Annotated in this window: 18 protein-coding genes; 14 read left to right on the top strand and 4 right to left on the bottom strand. The window is 65.9% G+C overall.

Annotation, left to right across the window (positions count from 1 at the left end; translation table 11 throughout):
• Positions 1 to 3: 3 nt before the first annotated feature.
• Positions 4 to 855 carry a CoA ester lyase gene (locus G0A00_RS11010; RefSeq protein WP_164180933.1) on the bottom strand — a complete coding sequence of 284 codons (852 nt, stop codon included), beginning with the start codon at positions 853 to 855 and terminating at the stop codon, positions 4 to 6.
• Positions 856 to 1,094: 239 nt separating this feature from the next.
• Here G0A00_RS11010 and G0A00_RS11005 point away from each other — a divergent pair, with 239 nt between their 5' ends.
• From G0A00_RS11005 to G0A00_RS10940, 14 genes are all read left to right on the top strand, one after another.
• Positions 1,095 to 1,433, top strand: a complete 339-nt coding sequence (locus tag G0A00_RS11005) for a hypothetical protein (RefSeq protein WP_164180935.1) — start codon at positions 1,095 to 1,097, stop codon at positions 1,431 to 1,433.
• A gap of 175 nt (positions 1,434 to 1,608) precedes the next feature.
• On the top strand, positions 1,609 to 2,523 hold the full coding sequence (locus G0A00_RS11000; protein WP_164180937.1) for an ABC transporter substrate-binding protein: 915 nt from the start codon (positions 1,609 to 1,611) through the stop codon (positions 2,521 to 2,523).
• Between the two features lie 20 nt (positions 2,524 to 2,543).
• On the top strand, positions 2,544 to 3,710 hold the full coding sequence (locus tag G0A00_RS10995; RefSeq protein ID WP_164180939.1) for an ABC transporter permease: 1,167 nt from the start codon (positions 2,544 to 2,546) through the stop codon (positions 3,708 to 3,710).
• Positions 3,707 to 4,642, top strand: a complete 936-nt coding sequence (locus G0A00_RS10990; RefSeq protein ID WP_164180941.1) for an ABC transporter ATP-binding protein — start codon at positions 3,707 to 3,709, stop codon at positions 4,640 to 4,642. Before G0A00_RS10995 ends, G0A00_RS10990 begins: the two co-directional genes overlap by 4 nt.
• Positions 4,639 to 5,376, top strand: a complete 738-nt coding sequence (locus G0A00_RS10985; protein WP_157373962.1) for an ABC transporter permease — start codon at positions 4,639 to 4,641, stop codon at positions 5,374 to 5,376. The genes G0A00_RS10990 and G0A00_RS10985 overlap by 4 nt, the downstream gene beginning before the upstream one ends.
• Before the next feature lie 315 nt (positions 5,377 to 5,691).
• Positions 5,692 to 6,654 (top strand): malate dehydrogenase, encoded by a 963-nt coding sequence (mdh, locus tag G0A00_RS10980; protein ID WP_164180943.1) that lies wholly within the window; start codon positions 5,692 to 5,694, stop codon positions 6,652 to 6,654.
• Between the two features lie 427 nt (positions 6,655 to 7,081).
• Positions 7,082 to 8,275, top strand: coding sequence for an ADP-forming succinate--CoA ligase subunit beta (gene sucC / locus G0A00_RS10975; protein ID WP_066101849.1), 1,194 nt, complete (start codon positions 7,082 to 7,084; stop codon positions 8,273 to 8,275).
• 78 nt (positions 8,276 to 8,353) lie between these two features.
• Positions 8,354 to 9,238, top strand: coding sequence for a succinate--CoA ligase subunit alpha (gene sucD / locus G0A00_RS10970; protein ID WP_164180945.1), 885 nt, complete (start codon positions 8,354 to 8,356; stop codon positions 9,236 to 9,238).
• A 155-nt stretch (positions 9,239 to 9,393) separates the two neighbouring features.
• Positions 9,394 to 12,363, top strand: a complete 2,970-nt coding sequence (locus G0A00_RS10965) for a 2-oxoglutarate dehydrogenase E1 component (protein WP_164180947.1) — start codon at positions 9,394 to 9,396, stop codon at positions 12,361 to 12,363.
• 4 nt (positions 12,364 to 12,367) lie between these two features.
• Positions 12,368 to 13,888 (top strand): 2-oxoglutarate dehydrogenase complex dihydrolipoyllysine-residue succinyltransferase, encoded by a 1,521-nt coding sequence (odhB, locus tag G0A00_RS10960; protein ID WP_164180949.1) that lies wholly within the window; start codon positions 12,368 to 12,370, stop codon positions 13,886 to 13,888.
• A 123-nt stretch (positions 13,889 to 14,011) separates the two neighbouring features.
• Complete coding sequence (locus tag G0A00_RS10955) at positions 14,012 to 14,245, top strand: hypothetical protein (RefSeq protein WP_164180951.1); 234 nt, start codon at positions 14,012 to 14,014, stop codon at positions 14,243 to 14,245.
• A 7-nt stretch (positions 14,246 to 14,252) separates the two neighbouring features.
• Positions 14,253 to 14,642 carry an MAPEG family protein gene (locus tag G0A00_RS10950; RefSeq protein WP_164180953.1) on the top strand — a complete coding sequence of 130 codons (390 nt, stop codon included), beginning with the start codon at positions 14,253 to 14,255 and terminating at the stop codon, positions 14,640 to 14,642.
• Between the two features lie 167 nt (positions 14,643 to 14,809).
• Positions 14,810 to 16,204 (top strand): dihydrolipoyl dehydrogenase, encoded by a 1,395-nt coding sequence (gene lpdA / locus G0A00_RS10945; protein ID WP_066101866.1) that lies wholly within the window; start codon positions 14,810 to 14,812, stop codon positions 16,202 to 16,204.
• A gap of 259 nt (positions 16,205 to 16,463) precedes the next feature.
• Positions 16,464 to 17,234, top strand: coding sequence for a hypothetical protein (locus G0A00_RS10940; protein ID WP_164180955.1), 771 nt, complete (start codon positions 16,464 to 16,466; stop codon positions 17,232 to 17,234).
• Positions 17,235 to 17,268: 34 nt separating this feature from the next.
• On the opposite strand, the gene G0A00_RS10935 is transcribed toward G0A00_RS10940, so the two are convergent.
• The 3 genes from G0A00_RS10935 to G0A00_RS10925 are packed head-to-tail and all read right to left on the bottom strand — an operon-like array spanning position 17,269 to position 19,491.
• Entirely contained in the window at positions 17,269 to 17,874 is a 606-nt protein-coding gene (locus tag G0A00_RS10935; RefSeq protein WP_164180957.1) for a pyridoxamine 5'-phosphate oxidase family protein, read from the bottom strand.
• Complete coding sequence (locus G0A00_RS10930) at positions 17,861 to 18,595, bottom strand: 1-acyl-sn-glycerol-3-phosphate acyltransferase (RefSeq protein ID WP_164180959.1); 735 nt, start codon at positions 18,593 to 18,595, stop codon at positions 17,861 to 17,863. Before G0A00_RS10930 ends, G0A00_RS10935 begins: the two co-directional genes overlap by 14 nt.
• Complete coding sequence (locus tag G0A00_RS10925) at positions 18,595 to 19,491, bottom strand: cell division protein FtsX (protein WP_368667691.1); 897 nt, start codon at positions 19,489 to 19,491, stop codon at positions 18,595 to 18,597. The genes G0A00_RS10930 and G0A00_RS10925 overlap by 1 nt, the downstream gene beginning before the upstream one ends.
• Between the last annotated feature and the right edge of the window lie 3 nt (positions 19,492 to 19,494).

Genomic DNA, 19,494 nt, shown 5'->3' with positions numbered 1-19,494 from the left:
CCTTCATACCCCCATGGCGGCAATGGCATCTGCTTTGGCCAGCACGGATTTCGCCGTGACCACATGCAGGTTCTCGACGATCTTGCCGTCGACGACGGCAACCCCCTGCCCCTCGGCTTCGGCGGCCTCGAAGGCGGCGATCTGCCGCTGCGCCAGTTCGATCTCACCCTCGCTGGGCGCAAAGGCGGCATTGGCGATCTCGACCTGCGCCGGGTGGATCAGCGTCTTGCCGTCAAAGCCCATGTCGCGGCCCTGCGCGCATTCGGCCTTCAGCCCCGCGTCGTCCTTGAACGCGTTGTAGACGCCATCGACGATGATGCAGCCGCTCGCCTTGGCGGCCAGCAGGCACAGCTGCAGCGAGGTGAGCATCGGCAGCCGGTCGGCGCGGAAGCGCGCATTCAGTTCCTTGGCCAGATCATTGGTGCCCATGACCATGCCCGCCAGCCGCGGATGCGCTCCGATGGCCGCCGCGTTCAGCATGCCCTTCGGCGTCTCCATCATCGCCCAGAGCGGCTTGTCGGTGAGTTTCGCCAGCGCATCGAGCTGCGCCGGATCCTCGACCTTCGGCAGCAGCACCGCGTCGCAATCCATGGCATTGGCGGCCTTGGCATCGGCCTCACCCCATTCGGTGTCGAGCCCGTTGATCCGCACGATCCGCGTCCGAAGGCCATAGCCCCCCGCGCCCAGCGCCGCGCCCAGCGTCTCACGCGCGGCGGGTTTTTCGGCCGGGGACACCGCGTCTTCCAGATCGAAGATGATCGCATCCACCGGCAGCCCGCGCGCCTTGTCCAGCGCCCGCTCTTTCGAGCCGGGGATATAGAGAACCGAGCGGTAGGGCCGAAGCGCGAGATCCATGCCTTCCTCCATTAAGCAATAATCTTGCGCCAGTGATGCAATTCTTTTTCAAAAACTGCAAGCCCAATCATGCCGCAGCGCAGAAGACGTTTAAATCTCCAGAATTTTAACCGGACGCGGTCGCTTAACCAATCCTTTGGACATGCCGCGCAGGCTTTGAAGGCAAGGCACTGAACCCGCGCCGAGGCGACGCGCCCGCCGTCCGCACGATACGTTCGAACGAAATAAGGGGAAACAAGATGACCCTAGACAGACGCCTTCCGCTTTCTGGCCTCCCGCTTTCTGGCCTCCTGCTCTTGCTGGGCCTTCTCTTGCTGGGCCTGCCCGCCGTTGCGGACCAATCCGCCTGCGGCCCGCGCGATCAGATTGTCGCCCGGCTCGCGGCGACCTATGGCGAGACGCGGCAGTCCATCGGCCTTGGCAACAACAATGCGGTGATGGAGCTTTTCGCCTCGGATGAAACCGGCAGCTGGACCATCACGGTCACCGGCACCGATGGCGTCACCTGCCTTGTTGCCAGTGGCCTCGCCTTCGAGGCGCTGCACGAGCCGCTGCCTCCGACGGACAGCGACGCCTGAGCCCGCGATCCTGAAAAACCGCATCCCCCGCGCCAACGACGCAACTCTGCCCGCCAAAACCTACCCCGCGCAGCAATTTCACCGCGCACCTTGGCCCGCCGCCTCCGCCGCCTAGTTTCTGTGCAGAACTCTGTCATACTCGACGGGACGCCACGGAAAGGGAGCCGGAAGCGCCATGCTGACCCACAAATTTCTCACCGCCACCAGCCTTGCCGCCGCACTCGCCGCTCTGGCAGGTGCCGCACAGGCCGACATCACAGTCTCTTCGAAGATCGACACCGAGGGCGGGCTGCTCGGCAATGTCATCGCCCTCGCGCTCGAGGACGCGGGCCTGCCGGTCGAGCGGCGCCTGCAACTGGGCGGCACCCAAGTGGTGCGCGAGGCGATCCTCGCCGATCAGATCGACATCTACCCCGAGTACACCGGCAACGCCGCCTTCTTCTTCAACGAGGCCGACAGCGATGTCTGGAAGGATGCAGACAAAGCCCACGCCCGCGCCAAGGAACTCGATGCCGAGAACGGCATCACCTGGCTCAGCTCTGCCCCCGCCAACAACACTTGGGCCATCGCGGTCACCGGCCCGGTCGCCGAGGAGAACAGCCTCTCGACCATGTCCGACTTCGGCGCTTGGATCGCGGATGGCGGCGAGGTGAAGCTGGCCGCCTCTACCGAATTCGTCTCCTCCCCCGCCGTTCTTCCCGCCATGCAGACGACTTATGGCTTCGAGCTGTCCGAGGATCAGACGGTGATCCTGTCGGGCGGCGACACCGCCGCCACCATTCAGGCCGCCGCGCGCGGCACCTCGGGCGTGAATGCCGCGATGGTTTATGGCACCGACGGCGGCGTCGGCGCCACTGGCCTCAAGGTGATGGAAGACGACAAGGGCGTGCAGCCGGTCTATGAGCCCACGCCCATCGTTCGGGACGCCGTGCTCGAGGAATATCCCTCCATCCCCGAGGTGCTGAACCCGATCTTCGAAGGGCTCGACATGGAAACCCTGCAGGAACTCAACGGCCGCATTCAGGTCGGCGGCGAGCCTGCCGAGGCCGTTGCGCGTGACTACCTCACGCAAACCGGGGTGCTGGACTGATCCTCGGCCGCAGCGTGCAGATGTCTGATGCCGGGCGGGGCCTGTCTCCGCCCGGCGTGCTCTTTGCGGGGCTCGGGCTGGCCGCGCTGGCCCTGCCCTTCCTGACCCTGCGCGCCAACCGCATTGTCGCGGGCGATGGCGTGATGCTTTGGGACAGCGCGCCGCTCTCGCATGTGATCCCCGGCCTGCTGGCGATGGCCGCCGGGCTGGCGCTCGGCCTTCCCGCCTCTGCCCCGCTGCGCCGCTTTGGCGGTAGCCTGCTTGGCCTTGCCGGGCTGCTCTGGCTGCTCGCGACCGGCGCTGGCGCGCTGCTGGTCGATGCCGGCGATCTGGCCCGCGTCTCGCCCGCCGCCGGGTTCTGGTGCCTGCTGCTGACGCTCATGCTGCTGATGGCCGACGCGCTGGCGCAGATGAAGCCCGGCCCCAAGGCCCGCGCCGGGCTGCTGGTCTTGCTGGTTGCGGCCCTCGCCGCCGTGCTCTGGTCCGGCATGCTGTCGGATCTGTCGATCGCGCAGGAATACGCCAGCCGCCGCGATGCCTTCCGCTCCGCCACCCTCCGCCACACCGGCCTTGCCTTCGGCTCGCTGGCCGCCGCAGCCGCCATCGGCTTTCCGCTCGGCATCCTGTGCCACCGCCGCCCTGGCCTGCGCGGCGCGACGTTGCCGGTGCTGAGCTTCCTGCAAACCATCCCCTCGCTTGCCATGTTCGGCATCATGATCCCGATCCTCGGATGGGTCGGCAGCAGCTTTCCCGCCGCGCAGGCGCTCGGCATCGCGGGCATCGGCTTTGCCCCGGCGTTTCTTGCGCTGGTGCTCTATTCGCTGCTGCCGGTGGTCTCGAACACCGTCGCCGGGCTCGACGCCGCGCCACCCGCCGCCACCGAGGCGGCGCGCGGCATGGGCATGACCCCGGCCCAGCGTCTGTGGAAAGTCGAACTGCCGCTCGGCATGCCGGTGATCCTTGCCGGGCTGCGCATCGTGCTGGTGCAGAACATCGGGCTGGCGGTGATCGCCGGGCTGATCGGCGGCGGCGGCTACGGCACATTCGTCTTTCAGGGCCTCAACCAGACCGCCACGGACCTCATCTTGCTGGGTGCCCTGCCCACGGTTCTGATGGCGCTCGTCGCTGCCGTCGTCATGGACATCCTCGTGGACCTCACCCGCCGCACCCCGGAGCGCCCCACATGATCGAGATCGACAAGCTCACCAAGACCTATGGCGAAACCCGCGCCGTCGATGCCGTCTCGATGACCGTCGAGACCGGCACGATCACCGCCATCGTCGGCACCTCCGGCTCGGGCAAGACGACGCTGCTGCGGATGATCAACCGGCTGGTCGAGCCCACCTCCGGCGAGGTCCGCATCAATGGCGAGCCCACTCACGCGCAGAAACCCCATATCCTGCGCCGCCGCATCGGCTATGCCATTCAGGGCCACGGGCTCTTTCCCCACCACTCGGTCGCGCGCAACATCGCCGCCGTCCCCGATCTGCTGGGCTGGCCCAAGGAGAAGACCGCCGCGCGGGTCGACGAGTTGCTCATCCTCTTTGGCATGGAGCCCGCCGACTTCCGCACCCGTTTCCCCGCCGAGCTTTCAGGCGGCCAGCAGCAGCGCGTCGGCGTCGCCCGCGCACTGGCCTCGCGCCCCGACCTTCTGCTGATGGACGAGCCCTTTGGCGCGCTCGATCCGATCATCCGCACCCGCGCGCAGGCCGACCTCAAGGACATCCAGCGCAAGCTCGGCTCGACGATCATGCTGGTCACCCACGACATGGACGAGGCGATCAGCCTCGGCGACCGGGTCGCGGTGATGGATGGCGGCAAGCTGGTGCAATACGGCCCGCCCGATGAGATCGTCGCCAGCCCCGCCACGCGCTTCGTCGCCGATATGGTGGGCGATGCCGAGCGGCCCATGCGGCTGCTGTCGCTGGTCCCCGCCGCCGACTTGGCCGAAGACGGCCCTGCCGAAGGCAACCCCCTGCCCGCCGGTGCCAGCCTGCGCGAGGCGCTCTCGGCCTGCCTCTGGAGCGGGCGCGAGGCGGTGCCCGTCGAACGTGAGGGCCAGCCCGCGGGCCGGGTCACGCTGGCCGCGATCCGAGCCCGTGCGGAGCAGCACCCGTGAAACCGGGGCTGATCCTGCGCGCGGCGCTCGTTCTGCTGCTGCTGGCACTGGTGCTGAAGCCCGGCCTCTTCGAGCCGGTCTTTGCGCCTTTCGCGCCGGAAAACGGCCCGGTGATCTACACCCGCAGCTCGCTGCTGTCGCTCTCGCTGAGCCACCTTGGCCTTGTCGCCGCCGCCTCGCTGGCGGCCACGCTGGTGGCGGTGACGCTGGCGATCCTCGTCACCCGCCCCGCGGGCGCGGCCTTCCGCCCGCTGTCGCGCACCATCACCAACGTCGGCCAGACCTTCCCGCCGGTCGCGGTGCTGGCGCTGGCGGTCCCGGCGCTTGGCTTCGGCGCCGGGCCGACGCTGGTGGCGCTGTTTCTCTATGGGCTGCTGCCGATCTTCGAGAACGCCATGACCGGGCTCTCGACCCTGCCGCCCACCACCATGGAGGCGGCGCGCGGCATCGGGCTCGACCGGCGGCAACGGCTGCTGCGGGTCGAACTGCCGCTGGCCGCGCCGGTGATCCTTGCGGGCATCCGCCTGTCGGTGGTCATCGCCCTCGGCACCGCCACCATCGGCTCGACCGTGGCGGCGCGGACCCTCGGCGAGGTGATCATCGCCGGGCTGCTGACCAGCAACACTGCCTTTGTGCTGCAGGGCGGGCTGATCGTCGGGCTGTTCGCCGTGCTGATCTACGACGCGCTGGTGCAGCTCGAGAAGCATCTGGCGCGCCGCATGGGCCGCGGATGACCCCCGCCACCCGACAGGCCACCAGACAAGTCAGCCCACCGGCCATGCTACAAAAAGAATCGCCCATCTGCCTGTGAATGCGGCAAGTTGCACCCCCGGCCAGCCCCGATCACGGCGATGGGAAAGCCGCTTTGTGGCAAAAAGCATACGCTGGCATACATCCACCAATTCACTGACATTTAACAACTTTATCGCAATCATGCCGCGTGGTCAGGCGGGGCGGCATGAAATTGCTGCCGCGCAGCGCCCTTGCGCGCCGGCGGCAGAGACCTTACGCAAACGGCGGACTTCACAAATGGAGCGGAGAACAGATCCATGGCCAGACCCAAGATCGCCCTCATCGGCGCGGGACAGATTGGCGGCACGCTTGCACACCTCGCGGCCCTGAAGGAACTCGGCGACGTCGTGCTCTTCGACATCTCGGAAGGCACTCCCGAAGGCAAAGCCCTCGACATCGCAGAGTCGGGCCCCTCGGAAGGCTTCGACGCCAAGCTCAAGGGCACCCAGGACTACGCTGACATCGCCGGCGCCGACGTCTGCATCGTGACCGCGGGCGTTCCGCGCAAGCCGGGCATGAGCCGCGACGACCTGCTGGGCATCAACCTCAAGGTGATGAAATCGGTCGGCGAAGGCATCCGCGACAACGCCCCCGACGCTTTCGTCATCTGCATCACCAACCCGCTCGACGCGATGGTCTGGGCGCTGCAGAAGTTCTCGGGCCTGCCCGCGCACAAGGTCTGCGGCATGGCTGGCGTGCTCGACTCGGCCCGCTTCCGCCACTTCCTGTCGGTGGAATTCGACGTGTCGATGAAAGACGTCACCGCCTTCGTTCTGGGCGGCCACGGCGACACGATGGTTCCCTCGGTGCGTTACTCGACCGTTGCCGGCATCCCGCTGCCGGATCTGGTCGAAATGGGCTGGACCACGCAGGAGAAGCTGGACGCCATCGTGCAGCGCACCCGTGACGGCGGCGCAGAGATCGTTGGCCTGCTGAAGACCGGCTCGGCATTCTACGCACCGGCGACCTCGGCGATCGAGATGGCCGAAGCTTACCTCAAAGACCAGAAGCGCGTCCTGCCCTGCGCGGCGATGTGCGAAGGCGAGTTCGGCCTCGACGGCATGTATGTGGGCGTGCCCACCGTGATCGGCGCCGGCGGCATCGAGAAGATCGTCAACATCAAGCTCACCAAAGAAGAGCAAGAGATGTTCGACAAGTCGGTCGCAGCCGTGAAGGGCCTCGTCGAGGCCTGCAAAGGCATCGACGGCTCGCTGGCGTAAGCCATCCGGCCCACCCAAGGGCCAGAGCAGACAGTCCAAGCCCCGGCGCGTTCGCGTGCCGGGGCTTTTCTGTTGCGCATCCCCTCAAACGACGCGGACCAGAGCGGCTCATTTCGGTCCACTCACAGCGCGATCCACTGCCAAAGCGCGACAATCCGCCGCTTCGCCTGCGCTTGACCTCCCAGACCACAGCCGGAAACCCGCCGTGGTATTCTGCTCACCAAACAGGCACCGTGCTGATTCCCGCGACGCATGGCGCTAACGGGATCCCACATTTCCGAATTTTGTGATCACGCTTTTTCCGGGCGTGATCACAACGGCGAAAAAATCTCGCAAATCTTCGCCGAAAGGCAAAAATCCCTTCGCGTGCTGCGATCTGCGGGCGTATACCCACCCCGAAATCGCAGCAAGACGGGAAGAGTCTTCCATGAACATCCATGAATATCAGGCGAAAGCGCTCCTGCGCGAATACGGCTGCCCGGTTTCGGACGGCCGTGTCGTGCTCAGCGCCAACGAAGCCAAGACCGCTGCAGGCGAGCTCGACGGTCCGCTCTGGGTCGTCAAGGCGCAGATCCACGCGGGCGGCCGCGGCAAGGGCTCGTTCAAGGAAGCCGAAGCTGGTGAGAAGGGCGGCGTCCGTCTTGCCAAGTCGGTGGAAGAGGCGGCCGAAGAGGCCAAGAAGATGCTCGGCAAGACGCTGGTGACCCACCAGACCGGCCCCGCCGGCAAGCAGGTCAACCGCATCTACATCGAAGACGGTTCGGACATCGAGCGCGAGCTCTATCTCGCCCTGCTCGTCGACCGCGTGACCAGCCGCGTCTCCTTCGTCTGCTCGACCGAGGGCGGCATGGACATCGAGGAGGTCGCAGCCTCGACCCCCGAGAAAATCCTCTCCTTCTCCGTCGACCCGGCCACCGGCTACCAGCCGTTCCACGGCCGCCGCGTCGCCTTTGCTCTCGGCCTTGAAGGCGCTGCCATGAAGCAGTGCGTCAAGCTGATGGGCCAGCTCTACAAGGCCTTCATCGAGAAGGACATGGAGATGCTGGAGATCAACCCGCTGATCCTCATGCCCGGTGGCAGCCTCAAGGTGCTCGACGCGAAGCTCGGCTTCGACGGCAACGCCATGTACCGCCAGCCCGACATCGCCAACCTGCGCGACGAGACCGAGGAAGACGCCAAGGAACTCGAAGCCTCCAAGTACGACCTCAACTACATCGCTCTGGATGGTGAGATCGGCTGCATGGTGAACGGCGCGGGCCTCGCGATGGCCACCATGGACATCATCAAGCTCTACGGCGCAGAACCGGCCAACTTCCTCGACGTGGGTGGCGGCGCCACCAAAGAGAAGGTGACCGAGGCGTTCAAGATCATCACCTCTGACGACAACGTCAAAGGCATCCTCGTGAACATCTTCGGCGGCATCATGCGCTGCGACGTGATCGCCGAGGGCGTCATCGCCGCGGTGAAAGAAGTGGGCCTGCAGGTTCCGCTCGTCGTCCGCCTCGAAGGCACCAACGTGGAGCTCGGCAAGAAGATCATCAACGAGTCCGGTCTCGACGTGATCGCCGCCGACAACCTCTCCGACGGCGCCGAGAAGATCGTGAAAGCGGTCAAGGGCTGATGCGTCTGGGGGCGCTGCGGCGCTCCCTCCCCGGAATTTTGGCTGCGCCCGTCGCAGCGACAATAGGAGAACGCCACAATGGCAGTCCTCGTTGACGAAAATACCAAAGTCATCTGTCAGGGCCTGACCGGCTCGCAGGGCACCTTCCACACCGAGCAGGCCATCGCCTACGGCACCAAGATGGTCGGCGGCGTGACCCCCGGCAAAGGCGGCCAAGAGCACCTCGGCCTGCCCGTGTTCAACTCGGTCCACGAAGCCAAGCACGTGACCGAAGCCAACGCGTCGGTGATCTACGTGCCCCCGCCCTTCGCCGCGGACTCGATCCTCGAGGCGATCGACGCCGGCATCGAGCTGATCATCTGCATCACCGAGGGCATCCCGGTGCTCGACATGATGAAGGTGAAGCGCGCGCTGGTGGACAGCAAGTCGCGGCTCATCGGCCCGAACTGCCCGGGTGTCATCACCCCGGACGCCTGCAAAATCGGCATCATGCCCGGCCACATCCACAAGCGTGGCTCGGTCGGCGTTGTGTCGCGCTCGGGCACGCTCACCTATGAAGCCGTGAAGCAGACCACCGACATGGGCCTCGGCCAATCGTCGGCTGTCGGCATCGGCGGCGACCCCATCAAGGGCACCGAACACATCGACGTGCTCGACATGTTCCTCGACGATCCGGAAACCCAATCCATCATCATGATTGGTGAGATCGGTGGCTCGGCCGAAGAAGAAGCCGCCGAGTTCCTCAAGGAGCAGAAGAAAAAAGGCCGCTGGAAGCCGACCGCTGGCTTCATCGCAGGCCGCACGGCCCCTCCGGGCCGCCGCATGGGCCACGCTGGCGCGATCGTCGCCGGTGGCAAGGGCGGCGCCGAGGACAAGATCGAAGCGATGAAATCGGCAGGTATCGTCGTGGCAGACAGCCCGGCGACGCTTGGTGAGGCTGTCATGAAAGCCATCAAGGGCTAAATAGCACACAGCAGGGCGGGTCCGCCCGCCCTGCGCCCCCGAAAGTTCCGCTCGAAGGGTCCGCCCCGCAGAGCATCCGGAGCATCATGACGGGGGCCTTTACCCAAGGCCCCCCTCCTGCTGCTTCAACGATCGGTCAGAAAGGAATGCGCGCGATGACGGATCAAGGCTCGAATGACCAGTTCCACGCCCTCAGCTTTATGCAGGGTGCGAACGCGGAATATCTCGAACAGATGTATGCTCGCTATGCCACCGACCCCAATGCGGTCGACGAGGCGTGGAGCGAGTTCTTCAAACAACTTGGCGACGACGAAACCAGCGTGAAGGCCGAGGCGAAAGGCGCGTCTTGGGAGCGTGCAGATTGGCCGCCGACCCCGAACGATGACCTGACCGCCGCGATCACCGGCGAATGGCCGATGATGCCCACCGCCGAAGTGAAGGGCGCGGGCAAGAAGATCGCCGCCAAAGCCGCCGAAAAGGGCGTCGAGGTCACCGACGATCAGGTCAAGCGCGCCGTGCTCGACTCGATCCGTGCGCTGATGATCATCCGCGCGCACCGTATCCGCGGCCACCTCGCCGCCGATCTCGACCCGCTGGGCCTTCACGGCCGCGAGCCGCACCCCGAGCTCGACCCCAAGGCATACGGCTTCACCGACGCCGACATGGATCGCCCGATCTTCATCGACAACGTGCTCGGCCTGCAGGTCGCCTCGATGCGCGAGATCATGGGCGTGCTGAAGCGCACCTATTGCGGCACCTTCGCGCTGCAGTACATGCACATCTCGGACCCCGAGCAGTCGGCATGGCTGAAAGAGCGGATCGAGGGCTACGGCAAGGAAGTGAAGTTCACCCGTGAAGGGCGCCGCGCCATCCTCAACAAGATGGTCGAGGCAGAGGGCTTTGAGAAGTTCCTGCACGTCAAATACATGGGCACCAAGCGCTTCGGCCTCGACGGCGGCGAGAGCTTGATCCCGGCGCTCGAGCAGATCATCAAGCGCGGCGGCGCGCTCGGCATCCAAGAGATCGTCTTCGGCATGCCGCACCGCGGCCGCCTGTCGGTGCTCGCCAACGTGCTGCAAAAGCCCTACCGCGCGATCTTCAACGAATTCCAGGGCGGCTCGTTCAAGCCCGAGGACGTTGATGGCTCGGGCGACGTGAAATACCACCTCGGCGCGTCCTCGGACCGCGAGTTCGACGGCAACAAGGTGCACCTGTCGCTGACCGCCAACCCCTCGCACCTCGAGGCGGTGAACCCGGTGGTTCTGGGCAAGGTCCGCGCCAAGCAGGACCAGCTCGGCGACACCGAGCGCACGCAGGTTCTGCCGGTGCTGCTGCACGGTGACGCGGCCTTTGCGGGTCAGGGCGTCGTGGCCGAATGCTTCGCGCTTTCGGGTCTGCGCGGCCACCGCACCGGCGGCACCATCCACGTCGTGGTGAACAACCAGATCGGCTTCACCACCGCGCCGCACTTCTCGCGCTCCTCGCCCTACCCCACCGACAACGCGCTGGTGGTCGAGGCGCCGATCTTCCACGTCAACGGCGACGATCCCGAAGCCGTGGTGCACGCTGCCAAGGTCGCGACCGAGTTCCGCCAGAAGTTCGGCAAGGACGCGGTTATCGACATCTTCTGCTACCGCCGGTTTGGTCACAACGAGGGCGACGAGCCCATGTTCACCAACCCGATCATGTACAAGAAGATCAAACAGCAGAAGACCACGCTGACGCTCTACACCGATCGCCTCGTCAAGGACGGGCTGATCCCCGAGGGCGAGATCGAAGACATGAAGGCGGCCTTCCAGTCGCACCTCAACGAAGAGTTCGAGGCGGGCAAGACCTACAAGCCGAACAAGGCCGACTGGCTCGATGGCCGTTGGTCGCATCTCGACGCGCAGAAGGAAGGCAACTACCAGCGCGGCGAAACCGCGATCGCGCCGGAAACCATGGCCGATGTCGGCAAGGGGCTGACCACCGTCCCCGAGGGCTTCCCGCTGCACAAGACCGTGGGCCGTTTCCTCGACGCCCGCTCGAAGATGTTCGAAAGCGGCAAGGGCTTTGACTGGGCGACCGGCGAAGCGATGGCCTTCGGCTCGCTGCTCACCGAGGGCTACCCGGTGCGCCTTGCCGGTCAGGACAGCACGCGCGGCACCTTCTCGCAGCGCCACTCGGGCCTGATCAACCAAGACAACGAAGACCGCTACTACCCGCTCAACAACATCCGCGAAGGTCAGGCCCGTTACGAGGTCATCGACTCCGCGCTGTCGGAATACGCGGTCTCGGGCTTCGAATATGGCTACTCGCTGGCCGAGCCCAACGCGCTCGTCCTGTGGGAAGCGCAGTTCGGCGACTTCGCCAACGGCGCGCAGATCATGTTCGACCAGTTCATCTCGTCGGGCGAAAGCAAGTGGCTGCGTATGTCGGGCCTCGTGTGCCTGCTGCCGCATGGCTTCGAAGGTCAGGGCCCCGAGCACTCCTCGGCACGCCTCGAGCGCTTCCTGCAGATGTGTGGTCAGGACAACTGGATCGTGGCCAACGTCTCGACCCCGGCCAACTACTTCCACATCCTGCGCCGCCAGCTGCACCGCAGCTACCGCAAGCCGCTGATCATGATGACGCCGAAATCGCTTCTGCGTCACAAGCTGGCGGTCTCCGAGGCCAAGGACTTCACCACCGGCTCCTCGTTCCACCGCGTCCTCTGGGACAGCGCGGAGTCGGGCGAGAGCAGCACCAAGCTGGTGGCCGACGACAAGATCAAGCGCGTCGTGATGTGCTCGGGCAAGGTCTACTACGACCTGCTCGAAGAGCGCGACGCCCGCGGCATCGACGATATCTATCTGCTGCGTGTGGAGCAGTTCTACCCCTTCCCGGCGATCTCGCTGGTCAAGGAACTGGAACGCTTCAAGGGCGCCGAGATGATCTGGTGTCAGGAAGAGCCCAAGAACCAGGGCGCCTGGACCTTCATCGAGCCCAACATCGAATGGGTGCTGGGGCGTATCGACGCCACGCACAAGCGACCGGTCTATGTCGGTCGCGCCACCTCGGCCTCGCCCGCAACGGGTCTGGCCAGCCAGCACAAGGCACAGCAAGAGGCGCTTGTGAACGAAGCGCTGACCATCGAAGGGAAATGAAGCGATGACGACCGAAGTGCGCGTCCCCACGCTGGGCGAATCCGTGACCGAAGCCACGGTGGCCACCTGGTTCAAGAAACCCGGCGATTCCGTCGCCGTTGACGAGATGCTCTGCGAGCTCGAGACCGACAAGGTGACCGTCGAGGTCCCCTCGCCCGTCGCTGGCGTGCTCGAAGACATCGTCGCCAAGGAAGGTGACACCGTGGGCGTGGACGCCCTGCTGGCCAATGTCGCCCCCGCTGGCGAAGCTGGCTCGACCACCGTCGAAGAGCGTCCCTCGGCCAAGACCGAAGCGGCGCCCGCCGCCTCGGGTGGCGAAGAGGTCAAGGTGATGGTCCCCACGCTGGGCGAGTCGGTCTCCGAGGCCACCGTCGCCACGTGGTTCAAGAAGGTCGGTGACACCGTCGCCGCCGACGAGATGCTCTGCGAGCTGGAAACCGACAAGGTTTCGGTCGAGGTTCCCGCGCCCGCCGCTGGCACGCTGACCGCGATCCTCGCCGAAGAAGGCGCCACCGTTCAGGCTGGCGGCCAGCTCGCCGTGCTCGGCGGCGCTTCGGGCGCTGTCGATCCCACCGCCGGGCAGACCACCCAGTACGACACCCCGCCCGCAGGCGACGCCAATGGCTCCAAGGACATCGAGGACGCCCCGGCGGCCAAGAAAGCCATGGCCGAGGCCGGCATCAGCCGCGATCAGGTTCAGGGCTCGGGCAAAGATGGCCGTGTCATGAAGCATGACGTCTCCGCCGCGCTTTCGGCTGCCAAATCGGCACCGGCTCCGGCCGCCCCGGCTCAGGCCAAGCGCGCCCCGAGCCCGGCAGAGGACGCCGCCCGCGAAGAGCGCGTCAAGATGACCCGCCTGCGCCAGACCATCGCCAAGCGCCTCAAGGACGCACAGAACACCGCGGCCATGCTGACCACCTACAACGAGGTGGACATGACCGAGGTGATGGCGCTGCGCTCGCAGTACAAGGACCTCTTCGAGAAGAAGCATGGCGCCCGTCTCGGCTTCATGTCCTTCTTCACCAAGGCCTGCGTGCACGCGCTGAAGGAAGTCCCCGAGGTGAACGCCGAGATCGACGGCACCGATGTGGTCTACAAGAACTTCGTGCACATGGGCATCGCCGCCGGCACGCCGCAGGGCCTCGTGGTTCCGGTGCTGCGCGACGTCGACCAGAAATCCTTTGCCGAGATCGAGCTGGAGATCGCCGAGAAGGGCAAGCGCGCCCGTGACGGCAAGCTCTCCATGGCCGAGATGCAGGGCGGCACCTTCACCATCTCCAACGGTGGTGTTTACGGCTCGCTGATGTCCTCGCCGATCCTCAACCCCCCGCAGTCGGGCATCCTCGGCATGCACAAGATCCAGGACCGTCCGATGGTCATCAACGGCGAGATCAAGATCCGCCCGATGATGTATCTCGCGCTCAGCTACGATCACCGCATCGTCGACGGCAAAGGCGCCGTGACCTTCCTGGTCCGCGTCAAGGAAGCCCTCGAGGATCCGCGCCGCCTGCTGATGGATCTCTGATCCAGCTTGGGGCGCCCGCCAGACGCGGCGCGCCCCGACAGACATTCGTCCCGCCCGGCTCCCCGGATCCTCGCATCCCCGGGCGGGACCCACAGCGCCGATATATCTGCGATGGAGGTCCCGATGAGCCAGCAGCTCCTGCTCCGCTACGACAGTTTCGACCGCACCCGCTTTGATGACGAGGCGGAAAACCGCGCCAACGCCGGGCTCACCCTGCTGCAGCTCTGGCTTGAGGACAGCGCGGCGCATTGGGCGCTTTTCTCCGTCAACGACATCGACAAGGCCAAGAGCTGGCTCAAGCAGGACGAGGCGCTCGGGCACGGTCCCGCCGCGGCGCATTTCCTGAGCACCGCCTGAGCCGCCGATGACGCCCGAACTTTTCGCACTCACCCTCGCCGCATTGCTGCAGGTCGCGCAGATGGCGCTCTATTCCGTGCTCGCGCAACGTCAGGTCGGCCGCGACTACGCGGTTTCGCCGCGCGACGAGGGACGCGAGCTTACCGGCCTTGCCGCCCGCGCGCAGCGCGCCATGAACAACCATTTCGAAGGGCTGATCCTCTTCACCATCGCCGTTGTGGTGGTGACCTATTCCGATCAGGGCGGCAGCGGCTCCGCGCTCTGCGCGCTGACCTATCTTGTCGCCCGCGTGCTCTATGTCCCTGCCTATCTCTACGGCTGGGCGCCGTGGCGCTCGCTGATCTGGGCGGTAGGCCTGCTGGCCACCGTGCTGATGCTGCTCGGAGCGCTGCTATGACCGCGCCCCGCCCCGCTCTTCGTCTAGAGAAAAATATCCCGGGGGACGTCCACCGCAGGTGGACGGGGGGCAGCGCCCCCGCCGCCCCCTCCGCTTTCGAATATGCATGGATTGTGCATGCGATGTGCATGCCCCGTGCCCCCAGAAATACCCGATAGGAGACCCCAATGGCACAATACGACGTCATCGTGATCGGCGCCGGCCCGGGCGGCTATGTGGCCGCCATCCGCTGCGCCCAGCTCGGCCTGAAGACCGCCTGCGTGGAGGGCCGCGAGACCCTCGGCGGCACCTGCCTCAACGTGGGCTGCATCCCCTCCAAGGCGCTGCTGCACGCCTCGCACCAGCTGCATGAGGCAGAGCATAACTTCGCCAAGATGGGCCTCAAGGGCGCCGCGCCCAAGGTCGATTGGAAGCAGATGCTCGCCTATAAGGACGACGTGATCGGCCAGAACACCAAGGGCATCGAGTTCCTGTTCAAGAAGAACAAGGTCGATTGGCTCAAAGGCTGGGGCTCGATCCCCGAGGCTGGCAAGGTCAAGGTCGGTGACGAGGTGCACGAGGCCAAGAACATCATCATCGCCACCGGCTCGGTGCCCGCATCCGTGCCCGGCGCAGAGGTCGAGGTCGACGAAAAGATCGTCGTCACCTCCACCGGCGCGCTGGAACTTGGCAAGATTCCCAAGAAGATGGTCGTCATCGGCGCTGGCGTGATCGGCCTCGAGATGGGCTCGGTCTACGCCCGTCTCGGCACCGAGGTCGAGGTGATCGAATTCCTCGACGCCATCACCCCCGGCATGGACGCCGAGGTGCAGAAGACCTTCCAGCGCATGCTGTCGAAGCAGGGCCTGAAGTTCACCATGGGCGCGGCTGTCTCCAAGGTCGAGACCAAGGGCGGCAAGGCCACGGTCAGCTACAAGCTGCGCAAGGACGACAGTGAGCACACCACCGAAGCCGACGTGGTGCTCTGCGCCACCGGCCGCGCGCCCTACACCGACGGGCTCGGCCTCGAGGCGCTCGGCGTGAAGCTGACCAAGCGCGGCCAGATCGAGACCGACGGCCACTGGCAGACCGCCGTGAAGGGCGTCTACGCCATCGGCGACGCCATCGAAGGCCCGATGCTGGCCCATAAGGCCGAAGACGAAGGCATGGCCTGTGCCGAGGTCATCGCCGGCAAGGCGGGCCATGTGAACTACGAGGTCATCCCGGGCGTGATCTACACCCACCCCGAGGTCGCCACCGTGGGCAAGACCGAGCAGCAGCTCAAGGAAGAGGGCCGCGCCTATAAGGTCGGCAAGTTCTCCTTCATGGGCAATGGCCGTGCCAAGGCCGTGTTTGCGGGCGAGGGCTTCGTGAAGCTGATCGTCGACAAGGAAACCGACCGCGTGCTCGGCTGCCACATCATTGGCCCGTCGGCAGGTGACCTGATCCACGAGATCTGCGTGGCGATGGAATTCGGCGCCTCCGCCGAGGACGTCGCACTGACCTGCCACGCCCACCCGACCTTCTCGGAAGCGGTGCGCGAAGCGGCGCTGGCCTGCGGCGACGGCGCGATCCACGCCTGATCCCCTCGCCTGAGGAATGCAAAGGCCCCCGAGCGCTGCTCGGGGGCCTTTTGCTTTGGGCTCTCCAAAAGCGAAACCGAAGGCGACCCAGAAAGCGAACCGGAAAGCCACGGTTTCAACCTCTAATTGCTGCTACGTCACAGCGTCCTTGCCGGATCGTGAAACCGAGGAGTAAGCTCAACCTAGGAACGATTATTTCTCGCTATTTCGCGCCATCCGGACCCGATCTTTTCCGGTCATTCAGCAGGGAACCGATTTCATGTCCAAACTCGCCCTCACCTCCGCACTGGCCCTCACCCTAGCCGCGCCCGCTGCCTTTGCGCAAAGCGGTGATCAGGACCTCTCCAGCGCGGCCAGCGACCCGACAGCCTCGCTGACGGCCTATATTTTCCAGGATTTCTACACGTCGCAGTATCACGGGCTCGGCGACGAAGACGGCAACAAGCTGCAGTTCCGGATGGTGGTCCCTTATGAGCTCGGCGGCACGAGCAACATCCTCCGCCTCACCCTGCCCTATCTGACCAGCAGCCCCAGCGATAACACCGGTTTTTCCGACGCGTTGATCTTCAACCTGACCACGTTCAATCAAAGCTGGGGGCGTTTTGGTCTCGGTGCCGTTGCGCTCATCCCCAGCGGCGACGAGGACGTCAGCGCCGAGCGCTGGGGGCTCGGTCCGGCAGCGGGCTTCATTGCGCAGGCCGACTGGGGCATTTGGGGCCTGTTCAACCAGAACGTCATCGACATTGGCGGTGACGCCAGCCGCGACCCGGTCGACCTGTCGATCATCCAGCCCATCGTCAACGTCTCGATGGCGGACGGCTGGTCGGTCGGCACATCGGATATGTCGATCACCTACGACTGGAATGCCGAGGAGTGGGTCAGCCTGCCGCTCGGTGTGCAGCTCAACAAGCTGGTCACCATGGGCACCACGCCGGTGCAGTTCGGCCTGAGCTACGAGTATAACTTCTACGACGACGGCAACGGCCCCGAGGACACCTTCGGCTTCACCATGAAGATCCTCGTCCCCTGAGCCCAGTGCCTGAGCCCTGCCTACCGCCCCGCGCCTACCAGAGCGTGGCGGCGGCCCGAGCGGGCCATTCGCGATCGTAAGCCTCGCCGTCGGTGGCGCCCTGTGTCGCTTCGGCGAGGAACTGGCCGATGGACGGCAGATCGGCGCTTTCGTCCTTGCCTGACCATGTGCCTGCCCGCATCAGCGCGCGGGCGCATTGGGTGTAAATCTCGGAAATCTCGATGATCGCCACAGTCGCGGGCAGCCGGCCCTTCTTTTCGAAGCGTCCCCGCATCCCCTCGTCATCGGTCAGCCACGCCGTGCCGTTCACCCGCACCACATTGGTGCTTCCGGGGACGAAGAACATCAGCGACACCCGCCCGTCCTCGACAATGTTGCGCAGCGAGTCGAGCCGGTTGTTGCCGCGCCAGTCGGGCATCGCCAGCGTGCCGGGATCAAGCTCCAGCACCACCGGGCCATCGTCGCCGCGCGGCGAGCCATCGGTGCCGCCCGCGCCGACGGTGGTCAGCACGCAGAGCTTCGACGTCTCGATCCAGCGCCGGTAAAGCGGCGTCATCCGCCGCACCACCTTGTCGAGCGACGCCCCCGCAGGCCTGCCGTAAAGCGCCTCGAGCCCTTCGATCGTGTCAATCCTGCGCAAATCCCGCCTCCCTCAGCAAACGGTCAGAGGCCGCCTCGACCTCGGCTTCGAGCTTGGCGAGAAACGCCTTGTTCGGCATTCCCGGCTCGATCACCGGCAGAAATTCCACCACCGCCGTGCCGGGCTTGCGGTAAATGCCGCGCTTGGGCCAGAACACGCCGACATTGGTCGCCACCGGCACGCAGGCCTCGCCGCTCTGGCCGTAAAGGATCGCGGTGCCCACCTTGTAAGGCAGCTTCACGCCCGGCGGCACGCGGGTGCCCTGCGGGTAGATGATCAGCTGTCCGGGGTGCTCTTCGGCGCTTTTCTTCACGTCGGCGACCATCTTCGAGATCGCCGCCCCGCGCTTGCCGCGGTTCACCGGCACGCAGCCGATGCGTGTGGCATATTGGCCAAGGACCGGGGTGAACAGAAGCTCGCGCTTCATCACGAATTTGCCCGCGGGCACCGCGCCGAACAGCAAGATGATGTCGAAAAAGCTCTGGTGCTTGGCGGCGATGATCAGCTCGCCCTGTGGGATCGGGCCGCGAACCTCGCTCTTTAGGCCGACCATCCACGCCGCCGTCCAGCGCACCCAGCGGCACCAGCTGACACAGGCGACGCGCGCACCGCGGCTTGAAAACAGCGCCCATGGAAAGAGCAGCAAACCGATCACCGCCATGGCGAAATAGGCTTGCCCGATGAATATCAGCGAGCGGGTCCATTGCAGCGCGTAGGCCATCAGCTCAAATCTCCCAGCACCCGGCGCGCGGCGATCGCCGTCGCGGCAAAGGCCACTGCCGCCGTCAGCACGGGCACCAAGAGCGGGAACACCCAGTGCCAGCCGACGAAGGACAGGCCGGTCAGAAAGCCCGCAGTCTCATCGCTCGCGGGCATCAGCAGCAGCGCGCCGGTGCCGAGCGCCGCGCCCACCGCCGCACCGCCAAGCGCCCGCAGGGTAAAGCGGCGCACGAAGGCGCGCGCGATATAGGCATCGGTGGCGCCGACCAGACGCAGCACGGTGATCACCTGCGCATTTGCAGCCAGCGCGGCATTGGCCGCAAGCGTCACCATCGCCGCCACCGCACCCGCGATCAGCAGGATCGACACCGCGCCCAGCAGCCGCAACCGCCCCGCAGCCGCAACCAGCGGGCGGCGCCAGCGGGTGTGGTCATCCAGAACCGCGCCGGGCACTTCCGCCTGCAGGCGCAGGCGCAGACCGGCGGGCTCGTAGCCCTCGGCGTCCTCGATCACCTCGATCAACTGCGGCACCGGCAGATCGGCCAGCGGCAGATCGGGCCCGAACCACGGCTCGAGCAGCGCCTGCTGCTCGTCCTCGCTCAGCGCCCGCGCCGAGGCCACGCCCGGCGTCTGCGCCAGCAGCCGCAGCGCCGCCTCGGTCTGCTGCGCCTGCTGCCCCGCCGGGGCCGAGATGCGCACGGTGGAGGCCCGCGCCAGTTCCTCGCCCCAGCTGTCGGCGAGCCGCCCCGCCGCCAGCGAGAGCGCCAGCGCAAAGACCGCCAGAAACGCCATGGCGGCAGCGGCAAACAGCGTCAGCCGCGCGGTAAAGCCGGTTGGCGGCACGACCCGGTCCGCGCCTTTGTCGCCATGGGTCAACGCCCCGAGGGAATCCCGCACCAG

The sequence above is a fragment of the Salipiger sp. PrR002 genome (assembly GCF_010500775.1).
Lineage (GTDB): Bacteria > Pseudomonadota > Alphaproteobacteria > Rhodobacterales > Rhodobacteraceae > Salipiger.
This window is presented reverse-complemented; position numbering and strand designations above follow the sequence as displayed.

Bases quoted from the DNA above. Each gene is read 5' to 3' on its own strand.
- G0A00_RS11010 (WP_164180933.1), bottom strand. From the start codon at position 855: ATGGATCTCGCGCTTCGGCCCTACCGCTCGGTTCTCTATATCCCCGGC.
- G0A00_RS11005 (WP_164180935.1), top strand. From the start codon at position 1,095: ATGACCCTAGACAGACGCCTTCCGCTTTCTGGCCTCCCGCTTTCTGGC.
- G0A00_RS11000 (WP_164180937.1), top strand. From the start codon at position 1,609: ATGCTGACCCACAAATTTCTCACCGCCACCAGCCTTGCCGCCGCACTC.
- G0A00_RS10995 (WP_164180939.1), top strand. From the start codon at position 2,544: ATGTCTGATGCCGGGCGGGGCCTGTCTCCGCCCGGCGTGCTCTTTGCG.
- G0A00_RS10990 (WP_164180941.1), top strand. From the start codon at position 3,707: ATGATCGAGATCGACAAGCTCACCAAGACCTATGGCGAAACCCGCGCC.
- mdh (WP_164180943.1), top strand. From the start codon at position 5,692: ATGGCCAGACCCAAGATCGCCCTCATCGGCGCGGGACAGATTGGCGGC.
- sucC (WP_066101849.1), top strand. From the start codon at position 7,082: ATGAACATCCATGAATATCAGGCGAAAGCGCTCCTGCGCGAATACGGC.
- sucD (WP_164180945.1), top strand. From the start codon at position 8,354: ATGGCAGTCCTCGTTGACGAAAATACCAAAGTCATCTGTCAGGGCCTG.
- G0A00_RS10965 (WP_164180947.1), top strand. From the start codon at position 9,394: ATGACGGATCAAGGCTCGAATGACCAGTTCCACGCCCTCAGCTTTATG.
- odhB (WP_164180949.1), top strand. From the start codon at position 12,368: ATGACGACCGAAGTGCGCGTCCCCACGCTGGGCGAATCCGTGACCGAA.
- G0A00_RS10955 (WP_164180951.1), top strand. From the start codon at position 14,012: ATGAGCCAGCAGCTCCTGCTCCGCTACGACAGTTTCGACCGCACCCGC.
- G0A00_RS10950 (WP_164180953.1), top strand. From the start codon at position 14,253: ATGACGCCCGAACTTTTCGCACTCACCCTCGCCGCATTGCTGCAGGTC.
- lpdA (WP_066101866.1), top strand. From the start codon at position 14,810: ATGGCACAATACGACGTCATCGTGATCGGCGCCGGCCCGGGCGGCTAT.
- G0A00_RS10940 (WP_164180955.1), top strand. From the start codon at position 16,464: ATGTCCAAACTCGCCCTCACCTCCGCACTGGCCCTCACCCTAGCCGCG.
- G0A00_RS10930 (WP_164180959.1), bottom strand. From the start codon at position 18,595: ATGGCCTACGCGCTGCAATGGACCCGCTCGCTGATATTCATCGGGCAA.